Origin of the sequence: Undibacterium umbellatum, assembly GCF_014284125.1 — a bacterium.
Lineage (GTDB): Bacteria > Pseudomonadota > Gammaproteobacteria > Burkholderiales > Burkholderiaceae_D > Undibacterium > Undibacterium umbellatum.
Genome location: NZ_JACOFX010000015.1, coordinates 25039 through 40265, shown reverse-complemented (window position 1 = coordinate 40265; position 15227 = coordinate 25039). Strand labels below are relative to the sequence as shown.

The 15227-nt window shown below is 50.3% G+C and carries 13 protein-coding genes; 5 read left to right on the top strand and 8 right to left on the bottom strand.

Going from position 1 to position 15227, the window contains the following annotated elements:
* Positions 1-37: 37 nt before the first annotated feature.
* Positions 38-2173 (bottom strand): S46 family peptidase, encoded by a 2136-nt coding sequence (locus H8L47_RS21965; protein ID WP_186955745.1) that lies wholly within the window; start codon positions 2171-2173, stop codon positions 38-40.
* A gap of 356 nt (positions 2174-2529) precedes the next feature.
* On the opposite strand from H8L47_RS21965, the gene H8L47_RS21960 reads away from it, so the two are divergent.
* The gene (locus tag H8L47_RS21960) at positions 2530-3063 is read left to right on the top strand and encodes a carboxymuconolactone decarboxylase family protein (protein ID WP_186955744.1); all 534 of its coding nucleotides are present in this window, start codon (positions 2530-2532) and stop codon (positions 3061-3063) included.
* Between the two features lie 41 nt (positions 3064-3104).
* Complete coding sequence (locus H8L47_RS21955) at positions 3105-4685, top strand: 2Fe-2S iron-sulfur cluster-binding protein (RefSeq protein WP_186955743.1); 1581 nt, start codon at positions 3105-3107, stop codon at positions 4683-4685.
* A gap of 2 nt (positions 4686-4687) precedes the next feature.
* On the opposite strand, the gene H8L47_RS21950 is transcribed toward H8L47_RS21955, so the two are convergent.
* The 4 genes from H8L47_RS21950 to H8L47_RS21935 form a co-directional block, all read right to left on the bottom strand.
* Positions 4688-5566: an AraC family transcriptional regulator gene (locus tag H8L47_RS21950; protein ID WP_222616645.1), complete on the bottom strand. Its 879-nt coding sequence runs from the start codon at positions 5564-5566 to the stop codon at positions 4688-4690.
* Positions 5567-5649: 83 nt separating this feature from the next.
* On the bottom strand, positions 5650-5940 hold the full coding sequence (locus H8L47_RS21945) for a hypothetical protein (protein WP_186955741.1): 291 nt from the start codon (positions 5938-5940) through the stop codon (positions 5650-5652).
* Positions 5941-5943: 3 nt separating this feature from the next.
* The gene (locus H8L47_RS21940; protein ID WP_222616644.1) at positions 5944-7035 is read right to left on the bottom strand and encodes an acyltransferase family protein; all 1092 of its coding nucleotides are present in this window, start codon (positions 7033-7035) and stop codon (positions 5944-5946) included.
* Between the two features lie 21 nt (positions 7036-7056).
* On the bottom strand, positions 7057-7578 hold the full coding sequence (locus H8L47_RS21935; protein WP_186955739.1) for an SRPBCC family protein: 522 nt from the start codon (positions 7576-7578) through the stop codon (positions 7057-7059).
* Between the two features lie 180 nt (positions 7579-7758).
* On the opposite strand from H8L47_RS21935, the gene H8L47_RS21930 reads away from it, so the two are divergent.
* Complete coding sequence (locus H8L47_RS21930; RefSeq protein WP_186955738.1) at positions 7759-9402, top strand: DUF4214 domain-containing protein; 1644 nt, start codon at positions 7759-7761, stop codon at positions 9400-9402.
* A gap of 135 nt (positions 9403-9537) precedes the next feature.
* The gene (dbpA, locus tag H8L47_RS21925; RefSeq protein ID WP_186955737.1) at positions 9538-10923 is read left to right on the top strand and encodes an ATP-dependent RNA helicase DbpA; all 1386 of its coding nucleotides are present in this window, start codon (positions 9538-9540) and stop codon (positions 10921-10923) included.
* Between the two features lie 473 nt (positions 10924-11396).
* Here the strand turns inward: dbpA and H8L47_RS21920 are convergent, their stop codons facing one another.
* Positions 11397-12200, bottom strand: a complete 804-nt coding sequence (locus tag H8L47_RS21920; protein ID WP_186955736.1) for an arylamine N-acetyltransferase family protein — start codon at positions 12198-12200, stop codon at positions 11397-11399.
* Positions 12190-12705: a flavodoxin family protein gene (locus H8L47_RS21915; RefSeq protein WP_186955735.1), complete on the bottom strand. Its 516-nt coding sequence runs from the start codon at positions 12703-12705 to the stop codon at positions 12190-12192. Before H8L47_RS21915 ends, H8L47_RS21920 begins: the two co-directional genes overlap by 11 nt.
* A gap of 141 nt (positions 12706-12846) precedes the next feature.
* Between H8L47_RS21915 and H8L47_RS21910 the strand changes: the two genes are divergently transcribed.
* Positions 12847-13770: a LysR family transcriptional regulator gene (locus H8L47_RS21910; RefSeq protein WP_186955734.1), complete on the top strand. Its 924-nt coding sequence runs from the start codon at positions 12847-12849 to the stop codon at positions 13768-13770.
* Here H8L47_RS21910 and H8L47_RS21905 read toward each other — a convergent pair.
* Positions 13767-15176, bottom strand: coding sequence for a hypothetical protein (locus tag H8L47_RS21905; RefSeq protein WP_186955733.1), 1410 nt, complete (start codon positions 15174-15176; stop codon positions 13767-13769). The genes H8L47_RS21910 and H8L47_RS21905 overlap by 4 nt on opposite strands.
* Positions 15177-15227 lie beyond the last annotated feature (51 nt).

Here is a 15227-nt window from a genome sequence, read left to right as displayed (position 1 = left end):
GTTGCAGGATACGCTTTTTTTCATGGCTACTGATCGCTTATTTTTCAGGATACCTGATCGTCATTTCCTTCAACAAATTATCGGCATGATCAACTTCTTTCATGACCCATAACATGTAGCGGATATCTACCTGGATAGCGCGTGTGATGGCGGTATCGAAATACCAGTCCTTGGTGATGGACTCATACGTGGAATCAAAATTCAAACCCACCAGTTCACCATTTTTATTCAAGACGGCAGAACCGGAATTACCACCGGTAGTATCTGCACTGGACAAGAAATTGACGGGCACGGTTTGCAAAACTGCGTCCTTGAAGACGCCATAGCGTTTTTCTTTTACTGCAGTCAACAAACTTTCCTGCATATTAAATGGTGACTTGCCGGTGTGCTTCTGGACTATACCTTCGACTGTCGTAAATGGGCCTTTGCTGATGCCGTCACGTGGTGAGTAAGGCGCTACCGTGCCGTAAGTCACGCGCAGGGTGGAATTGGCATCGGGGTACACTGGCTTGCCCAGGGATTTTTTCCACTCGATAACAGCTTGCATATACTGGGGAATGACGCGCTCCAGATTGCCATCAAGTTCCTTGCGACGGTTTTCCAGCGACATTGCAGTGTCATGCAGTTTCACTGCCAAGCGGATGAAGGCGTCATCTGACTGTTCGAACGCTTTACGGTCCTTACTCATCCAGCCCAGGCGTTTCGCGGTTTCATTCAAAGAACTCTGCTGATACAAGCCAGCGACGCTTTCCGGTGTGGGCAACAATACATCCAGGCCTTGTATGTGGGACTTGGCAGCTAATTTATTATATCTTTGCAGCGCAGCAGTGAACCTGGCCTGATCCACATTCGGCAGATACGATTGTTCCAGACGGCTGAGTTTGCCAGCAATGATAGTCATGTCCCGCTGCTGATAGCCGGTATGGCGCTCAGCATCCGGTTTTTCAATTTCAATGGCGAGGCGATACAGGGTACGCGCACTCTTCAGCAACTCACTGGTGCTGGCTACGGACCAGGCGAACTCTTCCTCCGACATGGCCATGTCGGCCGTGATCAGAGTATCGAGTTCCTTGAGCAAATCCTGCTTGCTGCCATGCTGAGCATACCAGCGACGGAATTCAGCATCTTGCCCATCCTTGATGGCAGCAATGTCTTTACGTGCAAAACCATCAAGCAAGCCTTCGGTCTTTTTCAAACCATTGCTGATTCCCTTGACCACACTGGCATAACGCACAGCGGCACCGGCATTGCCTTGGGTCGCTGCGGCGATGACGGCCAAGTCTGCCCTGGATTCTGTTACTTTGGCAGGGTAGCTGACGTCACGGGCAAAGCGTATCTCTGCTGGCAATTTATAGCGGCTGGTACGGCCTGGATAACCGGCCATCAAAATCGGGTCGCCATTTTTTAAGCCCTGGGCAGATACCACCAAAAAGTCTTTTGATTGATAAGGTACATTGTCAGCAGAAGGGTCGGCAGGGCGGCCATCCTTGCCTACATAAGCACGCAGGAAAGAGTAATCACCGGTATGACGCGGCCATTCAAAATTATCGACGTCACCACCAAAATTGCCTATCTTGTCTGACGGCGCATAGACCAGACGCACGTCACGTATCATCATCTGGCGTATGCGGTAATACTCCAGGCCACGGTGAAAACTGGGAACGGAACAACGGTATGCCTTGTCTTGTTCACATTCAGCGACCAGGGCCTTGATGCGACTTTCCACATGTTCTGCCCTGGCACGGCCTGACATGGCAGCAGTCAGGCCCTGGCTCACCAGTTCCGTCACATTTTCGACTTTGTCGGTAATGTACATGCGCGCATCGGGGCCAGCAGGCAATTCCTCAGCCAAGGTTTTCGCCAAAAATCCATTGGCGATGTAATTTTTTTCTGCTGTCGAATTTCTTTGTACCGCACCATAAGCACAATGATGATTGGTCACCACCAGACCGGTACTGGAAACAAAACTTGCCGAACACCCACCCAGCGACACCATGGCAGACATGGGATGCTTGTTCAAGTCTGCCAGTTTTTCTGCTGGCATATTGATGCCTATGCGTTTTAACTCAGCCTTCAGTTGTGGCAATTGATACGGTTGCCACTGACCTTCGTCAGCATGAGCAAATGAAAAAACGCCCGCAAGGGCCACAGGAAAAGCAAGGGTTTTAAACAAAATACACTCCAAAATGAGTTCTGACAGTACGGTATGACATCAGGCCGCAGTATAGCTGCGCCCATCAGGCCAGTCATCGCCAGTGGTGGGATTTTTATGAGATTTCTCTAAAAATTATGCTGGTCTATTGGCTATTTATTATTAATTCAGCACAACTAGGCTTAATTACAGACAAATCTACTGGCAATTAGTTCATGCTGTTTTTCATGGCGGCCACGGATAAGCTTTTTATTATTCCATTTTACGAAATAATCAATTCAACATGAAGGCTATTCTTATATTTCAATGAAAGGCTCAAACTAAGCACTGCGCAATAGGGCGCTTTGAATACTGATACTTAACACTTAGGAAAAATCATGAGCCGCATCAATCTCGTCACTAAAGAAACTGCCAATGCTGAACAACTGGCCTTGCTGGAAGCAATACAAACAAAACTGGGCATGGTCCCAAATTTCTTGAAAGCATTCGCCAATTCACCTGCTGCCTTGCGCGCTTTTCTCGGCTTGCACGGCATCGCTGGTGAAGGTAGCCTGGACCCGCAAACCCGCGAACGTATCGCCCTGGCTGTAGCACAAAAAAATTCCTGTGAATATTGCGTGTCTGCCCATACCGCCATTGGTCGTGGCACGGGCTTGAACAATGAAGAAATGGCGGCCAATCGTGCTGGCAGCAGTCAGGATGCCAAAGCAGCCGTCGCCGTGAAATTCGCCCGTTCGCTAGTCGAGCACGGTGGTGAAGTCACTACAGCAGAAATTCTGGAAATGCGCGACACGGGTTATAGCGATGCAGATATCGTCGAAGTGATCACCCATGTGGGTATGAATATCCTGACAAATATCCTGGGTAAGGCCAGCCGCCTGGAAATCGACTTCCCTAAAGTCAATCTGTAATTGCAGTCAGAAACCCGTCCAGTAACAGCAAGGAGATCACCATGTCACGCGCATTCGCCGATATCAGTTTTACCCCCAGCGTAAAGGCAGCACAAAGCCTGTATGGCAGCCGTGAGGCCAATCGTGGTTTTGAACTGGTGGAAGAAAAACGTGACTACTTGCTGGAACGGGACACGGAATTCATTATTGCCCGCGACAGTTTTTATCAGGCAACAATTTCGGAAAACGGCTGGCCCTATGTACAACACCGTGGTGGCCCAGCCGGCTTTCTCAAAGTCATTGATGAAAAAACCATAGGCTATGCCGATTTTTCGGGCAATGCCCAGTACTTAAGTGTAGGCAACCTGTTTGCCAGCGACAAGATTTCTTTGATACTCATGGATTATGCCAACCGCCGCCGCTTAAAAATTTGGGGCAGGGCGAAAATCGTTCATGAAATTGAAGACCCACGCCTGATCGCCAGGCTGGAAATGTCCAGTTACCGCGCTCGTGTCGAACGTGCCGTGGTCATCACGGTGGAAGCCATAGAATGGAACTGCCCCCAACATATCACACCCAGGTTCACCGACCAGGAAGTACAAGTCATGCTGGCTAGTCTTCAGGCTGAAAACCATTTGTTGCAAGAGCAATTAAAGCAACAGAATGTGCCTGTAAAACCAGCCCGTCTTGGCAATGGCCCATTGGAGCTGGTCATTACTGGCGTGCGCCAGTTGAGCCCGCGCATACGCGCATATGAGCTGCGTGATCCGGCAGGTAAAGACTTGCCTGCCGTGGGTGCTGGAGCACATTTGCGCGTGCCAGTTTTGCTGGCCAATGGACAAGCTGGCACACGCCAATATTCCATCAGCTCCGCCGCGAGCAAGTCTGACGTATATGAAATTGCTGTACTGGCCGAACCTGAGGGCCGCGGTGGTTCGATGGCCGTACATGAACTGTATGGGCTGGGCATGCATCTGTATTGCGATTTACCACGCAATGACTTCGAGCTGCTTGCACATGCGGCACCAACCATACTGATTGCCGGTGGCATAGGCATCACGGCCATCAAGCCCATGGTTGAGCAATTGAAGGCCCAAGGGCAGCCATTCACATTGCATTACGCTGGTCGTCAACGCCAGGCCATGGCATATCGAGCAGAGTTGCAGGAAAATTTGGGCGATGCCTTGCATCTGTATGCGACTGACCATGCCCAACGACTGGATATCCACCGGACGGTGGCTGAAGCCAGCGAAGAAAGCCTGATCTATGTTTGTGGCCCTGCCAGCATGATCGCTGCCGTGCTGAATGCGGCAGCAGCATTGGGCATGGACAGGGAGAGAGTGCGCTATGAAAGATTTGTCGCACAAAAATCAGCAGATGATGAAGAAATTCGGGTGGAGCTGGTGCGCAGTAAAAAAGTTATCCAAGTCCGTGCCGACCAAAGTATCTTGCAAGCAGTACGTGCGCACGGCATCACTGCAGATGCCGAATGTGAAACTGGAAATTGCGGTACATGCGCTGTGAAGCTGCTGGGCGGACAAGCCCAGCACAGGGACTCGGTGTTGACAGAGGCAGAGCAAAAAGACCGCATCTGCATCTGCGTTTCACGCGCACAGGCTGGAGAACTGGTGCTTGACCTGTAAATTTATTCTTGCAGAGATAAGAATATATCGGTCACCATCTGATGTTCAGGCACATCTGGGAAAATACTGATGCGCTGAAAAAACAAGGGGAAGTCACGCAGACTACGCTGGCTTTGCGGCAGCCAGCTGCTATACAAAAAGCGCACAGCGCCAGCCAGTTGCGCATCGCTGCCAGTGTGTCGCAACACAGCGCACTCCCCGGCTGGAATAATTTTGTTGACGATCCCATATTCATTCTCTGCCACTGGCGCAGTGACTGCGGCCGCGAGATCAAAACGAAAATCGGCTGCGGGCGTTTGCTCAGGATCGTCATAGATGAGATTAAAAGTCGCACTGACGCTGGGTGGCAGTTTGTTGAGCTTGCGCCAGGTTATGAAACGCAGAATGCTGTTGGGCAGCAAACCGGGGGCACCGCGATGTTCCAGCACGGCGATACGGGTTTCCGGAAAATTAACGAAGCGTACATCGCTGTTTTGATATGTCATGGGCATATACTGTTCTCTCCAATGGTTGATGGTCAGATTGCTGTTCTGCCAGTTGTCCCACTGAGGCTGTTTCCTGAATTGTGCCGGACTTAGACCCAGGCTTTTTTTAAAAGCGCGTGAAAAAGCTTCGCTGCTTTCATAGCCATTATCCAGGGCAATATTGATGACCTGCTTATGGTGACGAAAAGCCAGTTCATACATGGCCTTCCTGAGTTTCAATAGCTGCACATAGCGAAATGCCGCGACACCAAAGTATTCAGAAAACTGTCTGTGGAAATGAAATTTTGAGAAAGCAGCAACTTCACTTAAACAATCAAGCGTCAAGTCTTCATCCAGATGTGTATCGATGTATTGCAGCACCCTTAGCATACGCGTTTGATAGCAGGACTTGCTCAATGATTTCTCCCTGGCAGGCTGCAGAATAAACAGTCTTGCGTCATTCCGCATGATAGTTCTTGCTCAGTATTGTTCCGCTGTGCTCAGTCATGTTGGTGCCGCATGCGTTCCAGCAAGGCCTGTTCACACAGTTTGAATAGCATATAGGCAGCCATGGCAGCACAGGCTGAAAGTATCAGTTCCAGCAATTGTTGCAAGCCGCCATCGACCATGCCTGCCCAGCCATTGTCGAGCAAGTATTCTGCATTTGCACTGAACAGGTGGACGATATCAAAAGACAGCTTGCCAAACACCACAAAACTCAGCGTCAGTAAAAGAAAGCTGACAAGACTATGCTGACATAGCCAGGTAAACATTTTTCGCTGTCTTGCCATTTTTCATCCTTTCGACAATGCATCCAGATTCGTCTGCTGTGGTTTCCATCGTCTTGTCAGCCATAGCCTGGCACGCATTGCAGGTTCTTCTATGACATGCCATGAGCTAATGGAAAAAATCATGGTAAACGCTGTCGCAAAAACTGTCAGTATCACGACTGGCATCTGTGGCGCAAGGGATAACAGGGCTTGCTGTATGGGGAAGGCATAGATATACACGCCATAAGAGTAATCACCGACTCGGTTATACATGCGCAGTCTGCCTGCCGGTATATAAGCAAGATACAATAAAAGATAGGGCAGGCTCAGATAATAGGCCAGGGTGAATACTTGCGGATTGATATAGTGACTGAGGACGAGTGCAAGCATGGTGCCTATGGCAAATCCATGCTTCAGCTGTATATGTTTACGCAAAAGAAAATACGCGGCACCGGAAAAAAACATAAAGAACATCCGGTCAAATTCAGCCATGTTCAGTAGATAATGATGACGCACGACGTAGATCGCTAATGCAGAAAAAGCCAGCACAAGCACGCGCGCTAACCAGTGTCTGTAGCGCTTCCAGACATAGGCATGCAAGCCCCAAAATACCGCCAGCAAGGCATACATGACCAGTTCATAGAGTAAAGTCCAGAGCGAGCCATTGACAGCAGCAGGGTAGGGATTGTGCTCAAACAAGCCGGGCAGGGTGTACCAAATACCTGTGACGATGCTTGCACACTTGAACAGATATTGATAGGTAGCAGAACTGGAAAAATAACTGGTCGCAGGCAAAGAAGTGAATACCGCACCGAGCGCAAACACGCTCAATAACACCATGCAGATCAAACCAGGAAATATTCTCATTACACGCGCCAGGAAATAATCAGGCAATTTCTGCCGTGTAATGAGGCTACCTGTCACCAGGTAACCGCTGGTGACAAAAAACAGGTCAACCGCAATACTGCCTATGCTCATGCCCAGGCTGGCCCCCAAGGGTTCGGGTTGGCGCAGCAAGGCATAGCTGTGTCCAAACAATACTGCCAGCGCTGCCAGCAGGCGTATCAGGTTGAAATTATTATCTCTGCTTTGGCTAAAGTCAGCCAGATACTTCATTTGTCGCATATTCAAAAAGATTCAGGATTTCTCGACGATGTTTTTCAGACTGAGCAAGCCCTCATCGAACTTTGTACCGACCATCTTATCCATGCTGAAAAACAGGCTCATTAATTTGGACATGAAATTGCAGGGACCGATCATGGCTTGACTGATTATAGTTGTCGCCCCCTTGTCTTCGAGACGGAATTCGATGATGTTTTGTGCTGCAAAAGGCTTGTAGAAATTGATTTGTATGCGTAAACAGCTAAAGGGCTGGATTTCAAGGATTTCCATCCTGCCTTCACCAAGTTGCTTATTGCCATTCCATGCATACACTGCCCCCTTACCCTGCGCGGGGCCGTCATAAGTGCGCCTTACTGCCGGATCGATCTTTTCCCAGGATGACCAGGCTTCCCATTCGTGAAAGTCATTGATCAATGGAAAAATCTGTTCAGGTGTAGCCCGCAATGCCAGGGAACGCTCAACTCGAAACTGATCAGGCAGTGCAGCAACATATAGCAAGAAAGCAGCAAGCAAAAGCACAATGATGGCGATGATCATGGTATTTCTCCTGTAGAGACTCACAGCTTAATTTGCCTGGCGCATATTTGCCACTCCTTATTTGCCAGTAAATCATTGCCCATATAGCAACAACCAAGCACCTCTGGTTCTCGTGTTTGCTGTTTCTCAGGCATTAATTGGCTATACTGGAGCTTATCAGTCTTACTTACGATCATTCTTATGCCATTACCCAGCGATGCAGGTCAAGTTACCGTTTTCAATATCTCAGGCGTCACCCTGATAGACGCCCTGCTGCATGGCATTAAATGGGGAGGGCTGAACGAGGCTGTTGTTACTTACAGTTTTCCATGGACAAATGGGGATTCGTATTTTTATGGCCGTAACAAGTCCAGCGATTACACCTCAGAGAATGAACCCACTGCGGGAACCCACTATGCCCTGAGTACGGAACAGCAAAATGCGACTAAGGCTGCCTTGCAGTCATGGGCCAATGTTGCCGACCTGCAGTTTATCCAGGTTGCAGACAATAGCAGCAGCGCGGGGACTATACGGGTGGGCTGGACTTCGATAGCAGACACCACCTCAACTGGAGGTAAAGCCTGGGGCTGGGCCTACAGACCTAGCAGTGTCAGCCCTTCTGGCGGCGACATCTGGCTTTCTGGCAATGGCAATAAAGCCAATACCAACTGGAATGCAGGTTCCTTCAATTATTCAGCATTGATCCATGAAATTGGACATGCGCTTGGGCTCAAGCATACTTTCGAGGGTGATGTGAGAATGCCCTCGACTTACGATACGGCGCAATATTCCATAATGTCTTACACTGAACAGAGCAATGACTTGTTCAGAACCATTACCTACGATACGTCTGGAAAGCCGATATTCATCTTTAAAAGTATCGTGCCGGAAACACCCATGGTGCTGGATATCGCTGCCATGCAATATGTTTATGGTGTCAATAAAACCTATAGAACTGGCAATGACGTCTACACATTTGACCCAAATACGCCCTTTTTAAAGGCCATCTGGGATGCCGGTGGCAATGATACGATTTCTGTCGCCAATTTTACCCTCGGCTGTATGATAGACCTTACCCCTGGTGCTTATTCTGATATCCGCATGGTCTCAGCGCCAAATCCACCTGGCTATGCCGGTGGCACCGTGCCTACCTATGATGGCCGGGGTAATCTCGGTATCGCTTATGGAGCCTACATAGAGAATGCCATCGGGGGTGCCGGCAGTGACACTTTGTATGGCAACAAGCTCAATAATAGCTTTACCGGCAATGGCGGCAATGATGCGATCGATGGAGATCTGGGCCTTGATACCGCCATCTATAACGGCCTGCACACAAATTACAGCGTCAGCGTCAAAAGCGGCACTGCCGTCGTCGCCGCCAGGAGTGGTACCGAAGGCACAGATACCCTGATCAATGTAGAACGCCTGCATTTCACAGACGAAAACATCGCTCTGGATATCAATGGGATAGCAGGGCAGGCTTATCGCCTGTACCAGGCGGCTTTTGACCGCAAGCCAGACTTGAAAGGACTGGGCTACTGGATCAATGACATGGATCAGGGCTCCAGCCTGACAACGGTTGCCGCTGGCTTCATGTTGTCACCTGAGTTCCAGAAACTGTATGGCACCAAACCAACAAATACCGTGCTGGTGACCAATTTTTATCAAAACGTCTTGCACCGCACCCCGGATCAAGCTGGCTTCAACTATTGGCTGGACCAGCTCAATACCAATAAAATCACTGCTGCCGGCGCACTCGCCAGCTTCTGCGAAAGTGCCGAAAACCAGGCTCTGGTCATAGGTTCTATACAAAATGGCATTGAATATCTGGTCTGGCCTGCATAAATACCTGGTTTCAGTCTTTCCTGCACCAAAGCACGCCACGCTGGCGGCAGCTTACCCTACAATGACGACATATCCGCCAGGCTGCTCAGAAACTAAGCAGCCTGTTGTCGCCATCATCATACAAAAATACACCCCATGTCAGAATCCACCGCCTTCAATACCCTGCCGCTATCCGCGCCCATGCTTGCCAATCTGGACAGCCTGGGCTACAAGGAAATGACGGCGATACAGGCAGCCAGCCTGCCCATCATCCTGCAACAGCAAGATCTGATCGCGCAGGCCAAGACCGGTAGCGGCAAGACTGCGGCCTTTGGCATAGGCATACTAGCCAAGCTCAATCCCACTTACTTTGCAGTGCAGGGCCTGGTGATTTGCCCTACCCGTGAGCTGGCGGATCAGGTCGCCAATGAATTGCGCCGTCTGGCCAGAACCATGCCGAACGTCAAGGTTGTCACTCTGTGCGGTGGCACCCCCATGCGCCCACAGATTGCTTCACTCGAATATGGAGCACATATCGTAGTTGGTACGCCTGGCCGCCTGATCGACCATATCAGCCGTAACACGATCAACCTGAAAACCGTACAAACCCTGGTGCTGGATGAAGCCGACCGCATGGTCGACATGGGCTTTTACGATGATATCTACGACATTGTCGCCGCCACACCAACGCGCAGGCAAACCCTGCTGTTCTCGGCCACCTACCCGGATGATATCCGCCAGGCCAGCGAGCAACTGCTGCGCGACCCGGTTGAGATCAAGGTTGAATCCCAGCATGCAGCCAATCACATAGAGCAATTGTTTTACCTGGTGACACCAGAAGGACGCAATATTGCCGTCGCTACTCTGCTGCATCACTACCAGCCCACATCCACCATTGCCTTTTGCAACACCAAGATTCACTGCCGCGAACTGACAGAAGAATTGCACGCCCAGGGCATCAGCGCCCTGGCCCTGCATGGCGACCTCGAACAGCGCGACCGCGATGAAGTCTTGATACGCTTTGCCAACCAAAGTTGCTCCGTCCTCGTCGCCACCGACGTCGCCGCCCGCGGCCTGGACATACAAACCCTGGGTGCTGTCATCAATGTCGATGTCTCGAAAGACACCGAAGTCCACATCCACCGCATAGGCCGCACTGGCCGCGCTGGCGAAAAAGGCCTGGCACTCAGCCTGGCCACACCCGGCGAAAAAAAGTGGGTGAAACTCATCGAAGAATATCAGGGCGAGCCAGCCCACTGGGGCGACATACACGCACTTGAAGCCGGCCCGGAAAGAGACTTGCAAGCCCCGATGATGACCATTTGTATCATGGGCGGCAAAAAAGACAAACTCCGCCCCGGTGATTTACTCGGCGCACTGACTGCTGACCTGGGTTTGAAGAAAGAACAGGTAGGCAAAATCAATGTCTCGGAATTCGTCACCTACGTCGCCATAGACAGACAAGTTGCAGAAAAGACCGTGGACAGACTGAGCCGTACCAACATCAAGGGCAGGCAATTCAGGATGCGGATTATTGATTGATAGTGACATCATGGAATATCAACAGCAGACGGATTGATGGTGCTGTAGGGTAGGTTTTGACTTTGGGGGTTGCAGTTGCAGTTGATTTTGACTTCCCGCAGTTCCCATGTGTCGATGCCTTTGCTGCAAGGCAGAAAATGGAAAAAGAAAGGTCGATGTTTGAGCGAAGCGAGTTTTCGGACTTTCCCATTTTTTGACTTGCAGCAAAGGGGCCCCCCTTTAGGGGGCAGCGACGCCTGGGTCGCCTTTTTGGCGCACCTTTTTGGCGAAGCAAAAAGGTGTGTAGCCGCCGGTCTACCACCGGCCGGCAATCTTAAATTACGTGTTTAGGTATTTAACTGCACAGACGCATAAAACACAATAAGTCTGAAACTAAGTCACTCGATAGTTTGCCACGAACACCACTAGAGTCCTGCCGAAAGCTCGCAGGAATGACGTTAATGAGTCTGTAAAAGTTTGAAGAAAGTTACGTCCTAAACATGCCTCAAAAATAGCTTGCCAACATCCACATCCCCCGCCAAGCGCATTCCAAAATACTTCAGCAACAAGGCCCTGTATTCACCTTCACCATGTATAGTATGCACATGCCGCCCGTCTCTATCAGTGACTATGCACTTGTTATTCGACATACTGACACGCCCCGCGACAGTCGCGATAGAACAAATCGACTTCTGCGTAAAATGCGATAAAGGCGACGTCTGCTGATACTCACACATTTCAAAAAAATCTTCTATCGCATGAGCTTGCAAACTGAATCGATATTGCGCATGCCCTGTACCACCATCCTTGCCCTGCATGAGCACATAATGCTGCTCACCATCTGCAAGCAGATAATAATGCAGACCGAATTCATGCACACCATCTCCTCCTAATTGCAGAGGGCTACGGAAGCAATCACCAAAACCCACATCGGCCAGATAGTCTTTTCCATCCACATCTACCAGCAACAACATATGGTCAAAGTCTGGCCCAAAGTCCTTGCCATTATGTACGCGCGCCGACAAGCGGCTGACGGTAAATCCCAGTGCTTCCAGCAAGAGCGCAAAAGCCTGGTTCAGCTCATAGCAAAAACCGCCACGGCCCTGCCGCAGTAATTTATCCAGCAAGGCATCCGTCGACAGATCCAGTTTCGTGCCCAGACTGATATCGAGGTTTTCAAAAGCAATCTGCTGCAGATGTGCCTGATGCAAAGCCGTAAGTGTCGCCAGATCCACCGCGCGTGGACCACTGTATTCCAGTCTGTGCAGATAGGCATCGATTTGCGTTTCATTCAGCATTCAAGACCTCCGTAAACCGCTCTATGGCAAGCAGATGCTCGCCATGGATAAATTCATCCTCACAACTTGTATACAGCATGCCCTGATAGGCCATGCCGAGATAATCAAAAGTAAGCTGGAACACTTGCTCAAAACAGGTGGCAGGTATGGCATCTGAACCCGTGCCCAACAACGCCGCCTTCTTGGTACGCAATTGCCGCCCCAGGTCTTTCTCGACCTTCAGCAAGTCAGAAATTCTGTCCATGAAAGTCTTCATGATGGCGCTGGGGGCATACCAATACATGGGGGTCGCCAGTATGATGCGGTCAAAGCTGAGTACCTGCTTCATCAACGCCAGGAAGTCATCGTCCCGATTCTTGAATTCATAATCAAAGGGGGCGATCTGGTATTGATTCAGGTCGATGACGCTGGCCTGGAGTTTGCTGGCAACAGCAAGTGCTAGTTCAGAGGTATTGCCTTTGCTTCTCGAACTGCCAACAATGATGACGGTGCTGAGTTCAGACATGGATACAATGAGCAAGTTAGAAAACCTGAATATACTCCGCTACGGCATTTCTTGCAGATCAGGTCAGCATGGCCTTGTGCAGATTACAATGCTTGGTATCTACGGAAATGAAATGTGTCTTACTTTACCCACTGGAAAAACATGTCCAAGCTCGCATTCGACCCCTCCCAGACCGATTGGAACCTGATACGCAGTTTCGTCGCCGTGGTCGAACATGGTTCACTGACCCGTGCGGCAGAGGCCATGGGCCTGAGCCAGCCCACCCTGTCGCGCCAGATTGCCGAACTGGAAAGCAGTTTAGGGGCAGCCTTGTTTGAAAGAGTAGCCCGCGGCCTGAAGCTGACACCCACGGGTGAAAACCTGGTTGAACCTGCGCGCTACATGATGGCAGCGGCGCGCTCGCTCGGTATGGCTGCAGCCACGCAAAATCATGATATGCACGGCACTGTCAGGATCACCGCCAGTGAAATGGTTTCAGCCTTTGTATTGCCAGCCCTGCTGCGCCAGTTGGCGCAACTGCATCCTGAAATCCAGATAGAACTGGTCGCCAGCAACCAGATCAGTAATTTGCTGGAGCGCGAGGCCGACATCGCCATACGCATGGTCAGGCCAGCCCAGTCTGCCCTGATCGCCCGCCATCTGACCGACTGGCCCATAGCCATCTATGCGCATAGAGATTATCTGGCGGAATTGCCCAGCCGGCCAGAACATGAGCAGGTCACTTCGCTGGCAATGATGCAAAGATTTCGCTGGCTGGGTCTGGATCAGTCCGAACAGTTTATTAGCGGCTTTCGTGCAGCAGGCTTACAGATAGACCGCAGCTTTTTTGATTTCCGTTGCGATAACTACCTGGTCAACTGGCATGCCTTGCAGCAAGGTCTGGGTGTAGGCATTACCATGCGCTGGCTTGCAGAGCGAAGTCCTGACCTGGAACAAATCCTGGTCGAGCAAGACTTACCATCTCTACCTGTATGGCTGACCACCCACAGAGAACTCAAGTCCAGCAAACGTATCAGGACAGTGTTTGATTTTTTGGCTGAGGGCTTGCAGCACCACCGGTTTTAGCAACCGCAGATGCTATATCGATCAATATCAAATATATACCAACGACCGGCTGCATTGACAAAGATCACCCGGTAAGCGGGCTGATCAACGGCGCTATCAAGCCCGGCATTACGGTGCCAGGCTTCAGCTATGGCAAAATCAGCGACGCCATCCTTATCCAGGTCTATGCTGGTCATGCTTGCCTGCGAAAAATGCTCAAAGATATTCCACTTTGCCTTGGTATCGTATTGCAATTTGTATGGTGCTTGCGTAGTCACCTGCGCCGCGCCATTCAATGCAGGCAATTCACCAAGAGTATAAAAATGCAAAACTGCTTCATCTCTCGCTTTAGGCGCCAGCCTTCTCTGCGCCAAACTCTTAACAGGTTCGGTTTGCACATCCAGGCCGACAAAACGAAACCCCTCTTTGCAGTTATCCGTGCCTAAGCTGTATTTCAAATTCGAATTGCTGGATGTGAAGCGACCACTCAACATAAGACTGTGTTTCATGACGGGCTTTTGCAGAAAAACATCGAGCTTGCCCAGATCCCACCAGCCAATGACACCAATACCTGCAGGCTCATACTCATTCCAGTAAGGCCCACCAAGCGGTTTGATCGCGTAGGGAATTTGATACTGCCTGGACAGCTCTTCAGGATTGGCCGAGGGCCTGCCGAGATCAGGCAAAGACTTGAAGTAAGAGGGGGCTGCTGCGGGCAAATTTAGTTGCCGCAACATGACCAGCACACCAGGATAAAACAGGGAGCCATTCAAGTGACTGCTAGCTTCCGTCACTTTTTTGCTGGGCAATTCCTCAGCCTTCGCCAGCTTGAGAATATCATCCCACAAGGCGGGAGGCTTATCATAAGCTGATGCAGGTTCAATGACACCGGCCATCATCAACTGTTTCATCGCTTCAAATTCCGGTATGGGAAAGCGCTTGATGGCTGGCCGCTTGTCCCCATCAGATTTATTATCTGCCGTTTCCAAAGCCTTTTGTTGGGGACTAAGCGTGGTTTCCTGGAAATACAAACCCGCTTCTTGCAAGCGACGGAAACTGGGGGCCATCCAGAAAGTGCGCGCCGGAAAATAATTGCTGCTTTCGCTAGTCCGGTTATAACTATCAACAAAGTCTTCCAATCGCAAAGCCTTGTCACCCAATAAATTGCAGGCAATAAAACCTTGCTGCCCCTGTCCCCAACTGATGGCGCAATATTTGCCACTGGAAGCAGCGACATCCAACTGGACAGGAGTATTCGCCACCAGATGCGTCAGCACCGCTGCATTGACTTCCGGTTTGGCTCTGACATTTACCCAGGAACCGTGGACCCAGCGTGCTGAGCTATCAGCTTGTGCAGCCGGAGAATAGCAAATAAATGTGGCAGTAAATAGTGCAGCCAGGTTCAACGGTGAGGATATTTTTTTCATGAGAAATTCAGGCTGGTAATGACAGCTACTGTAACCTAACAATTATCAAAC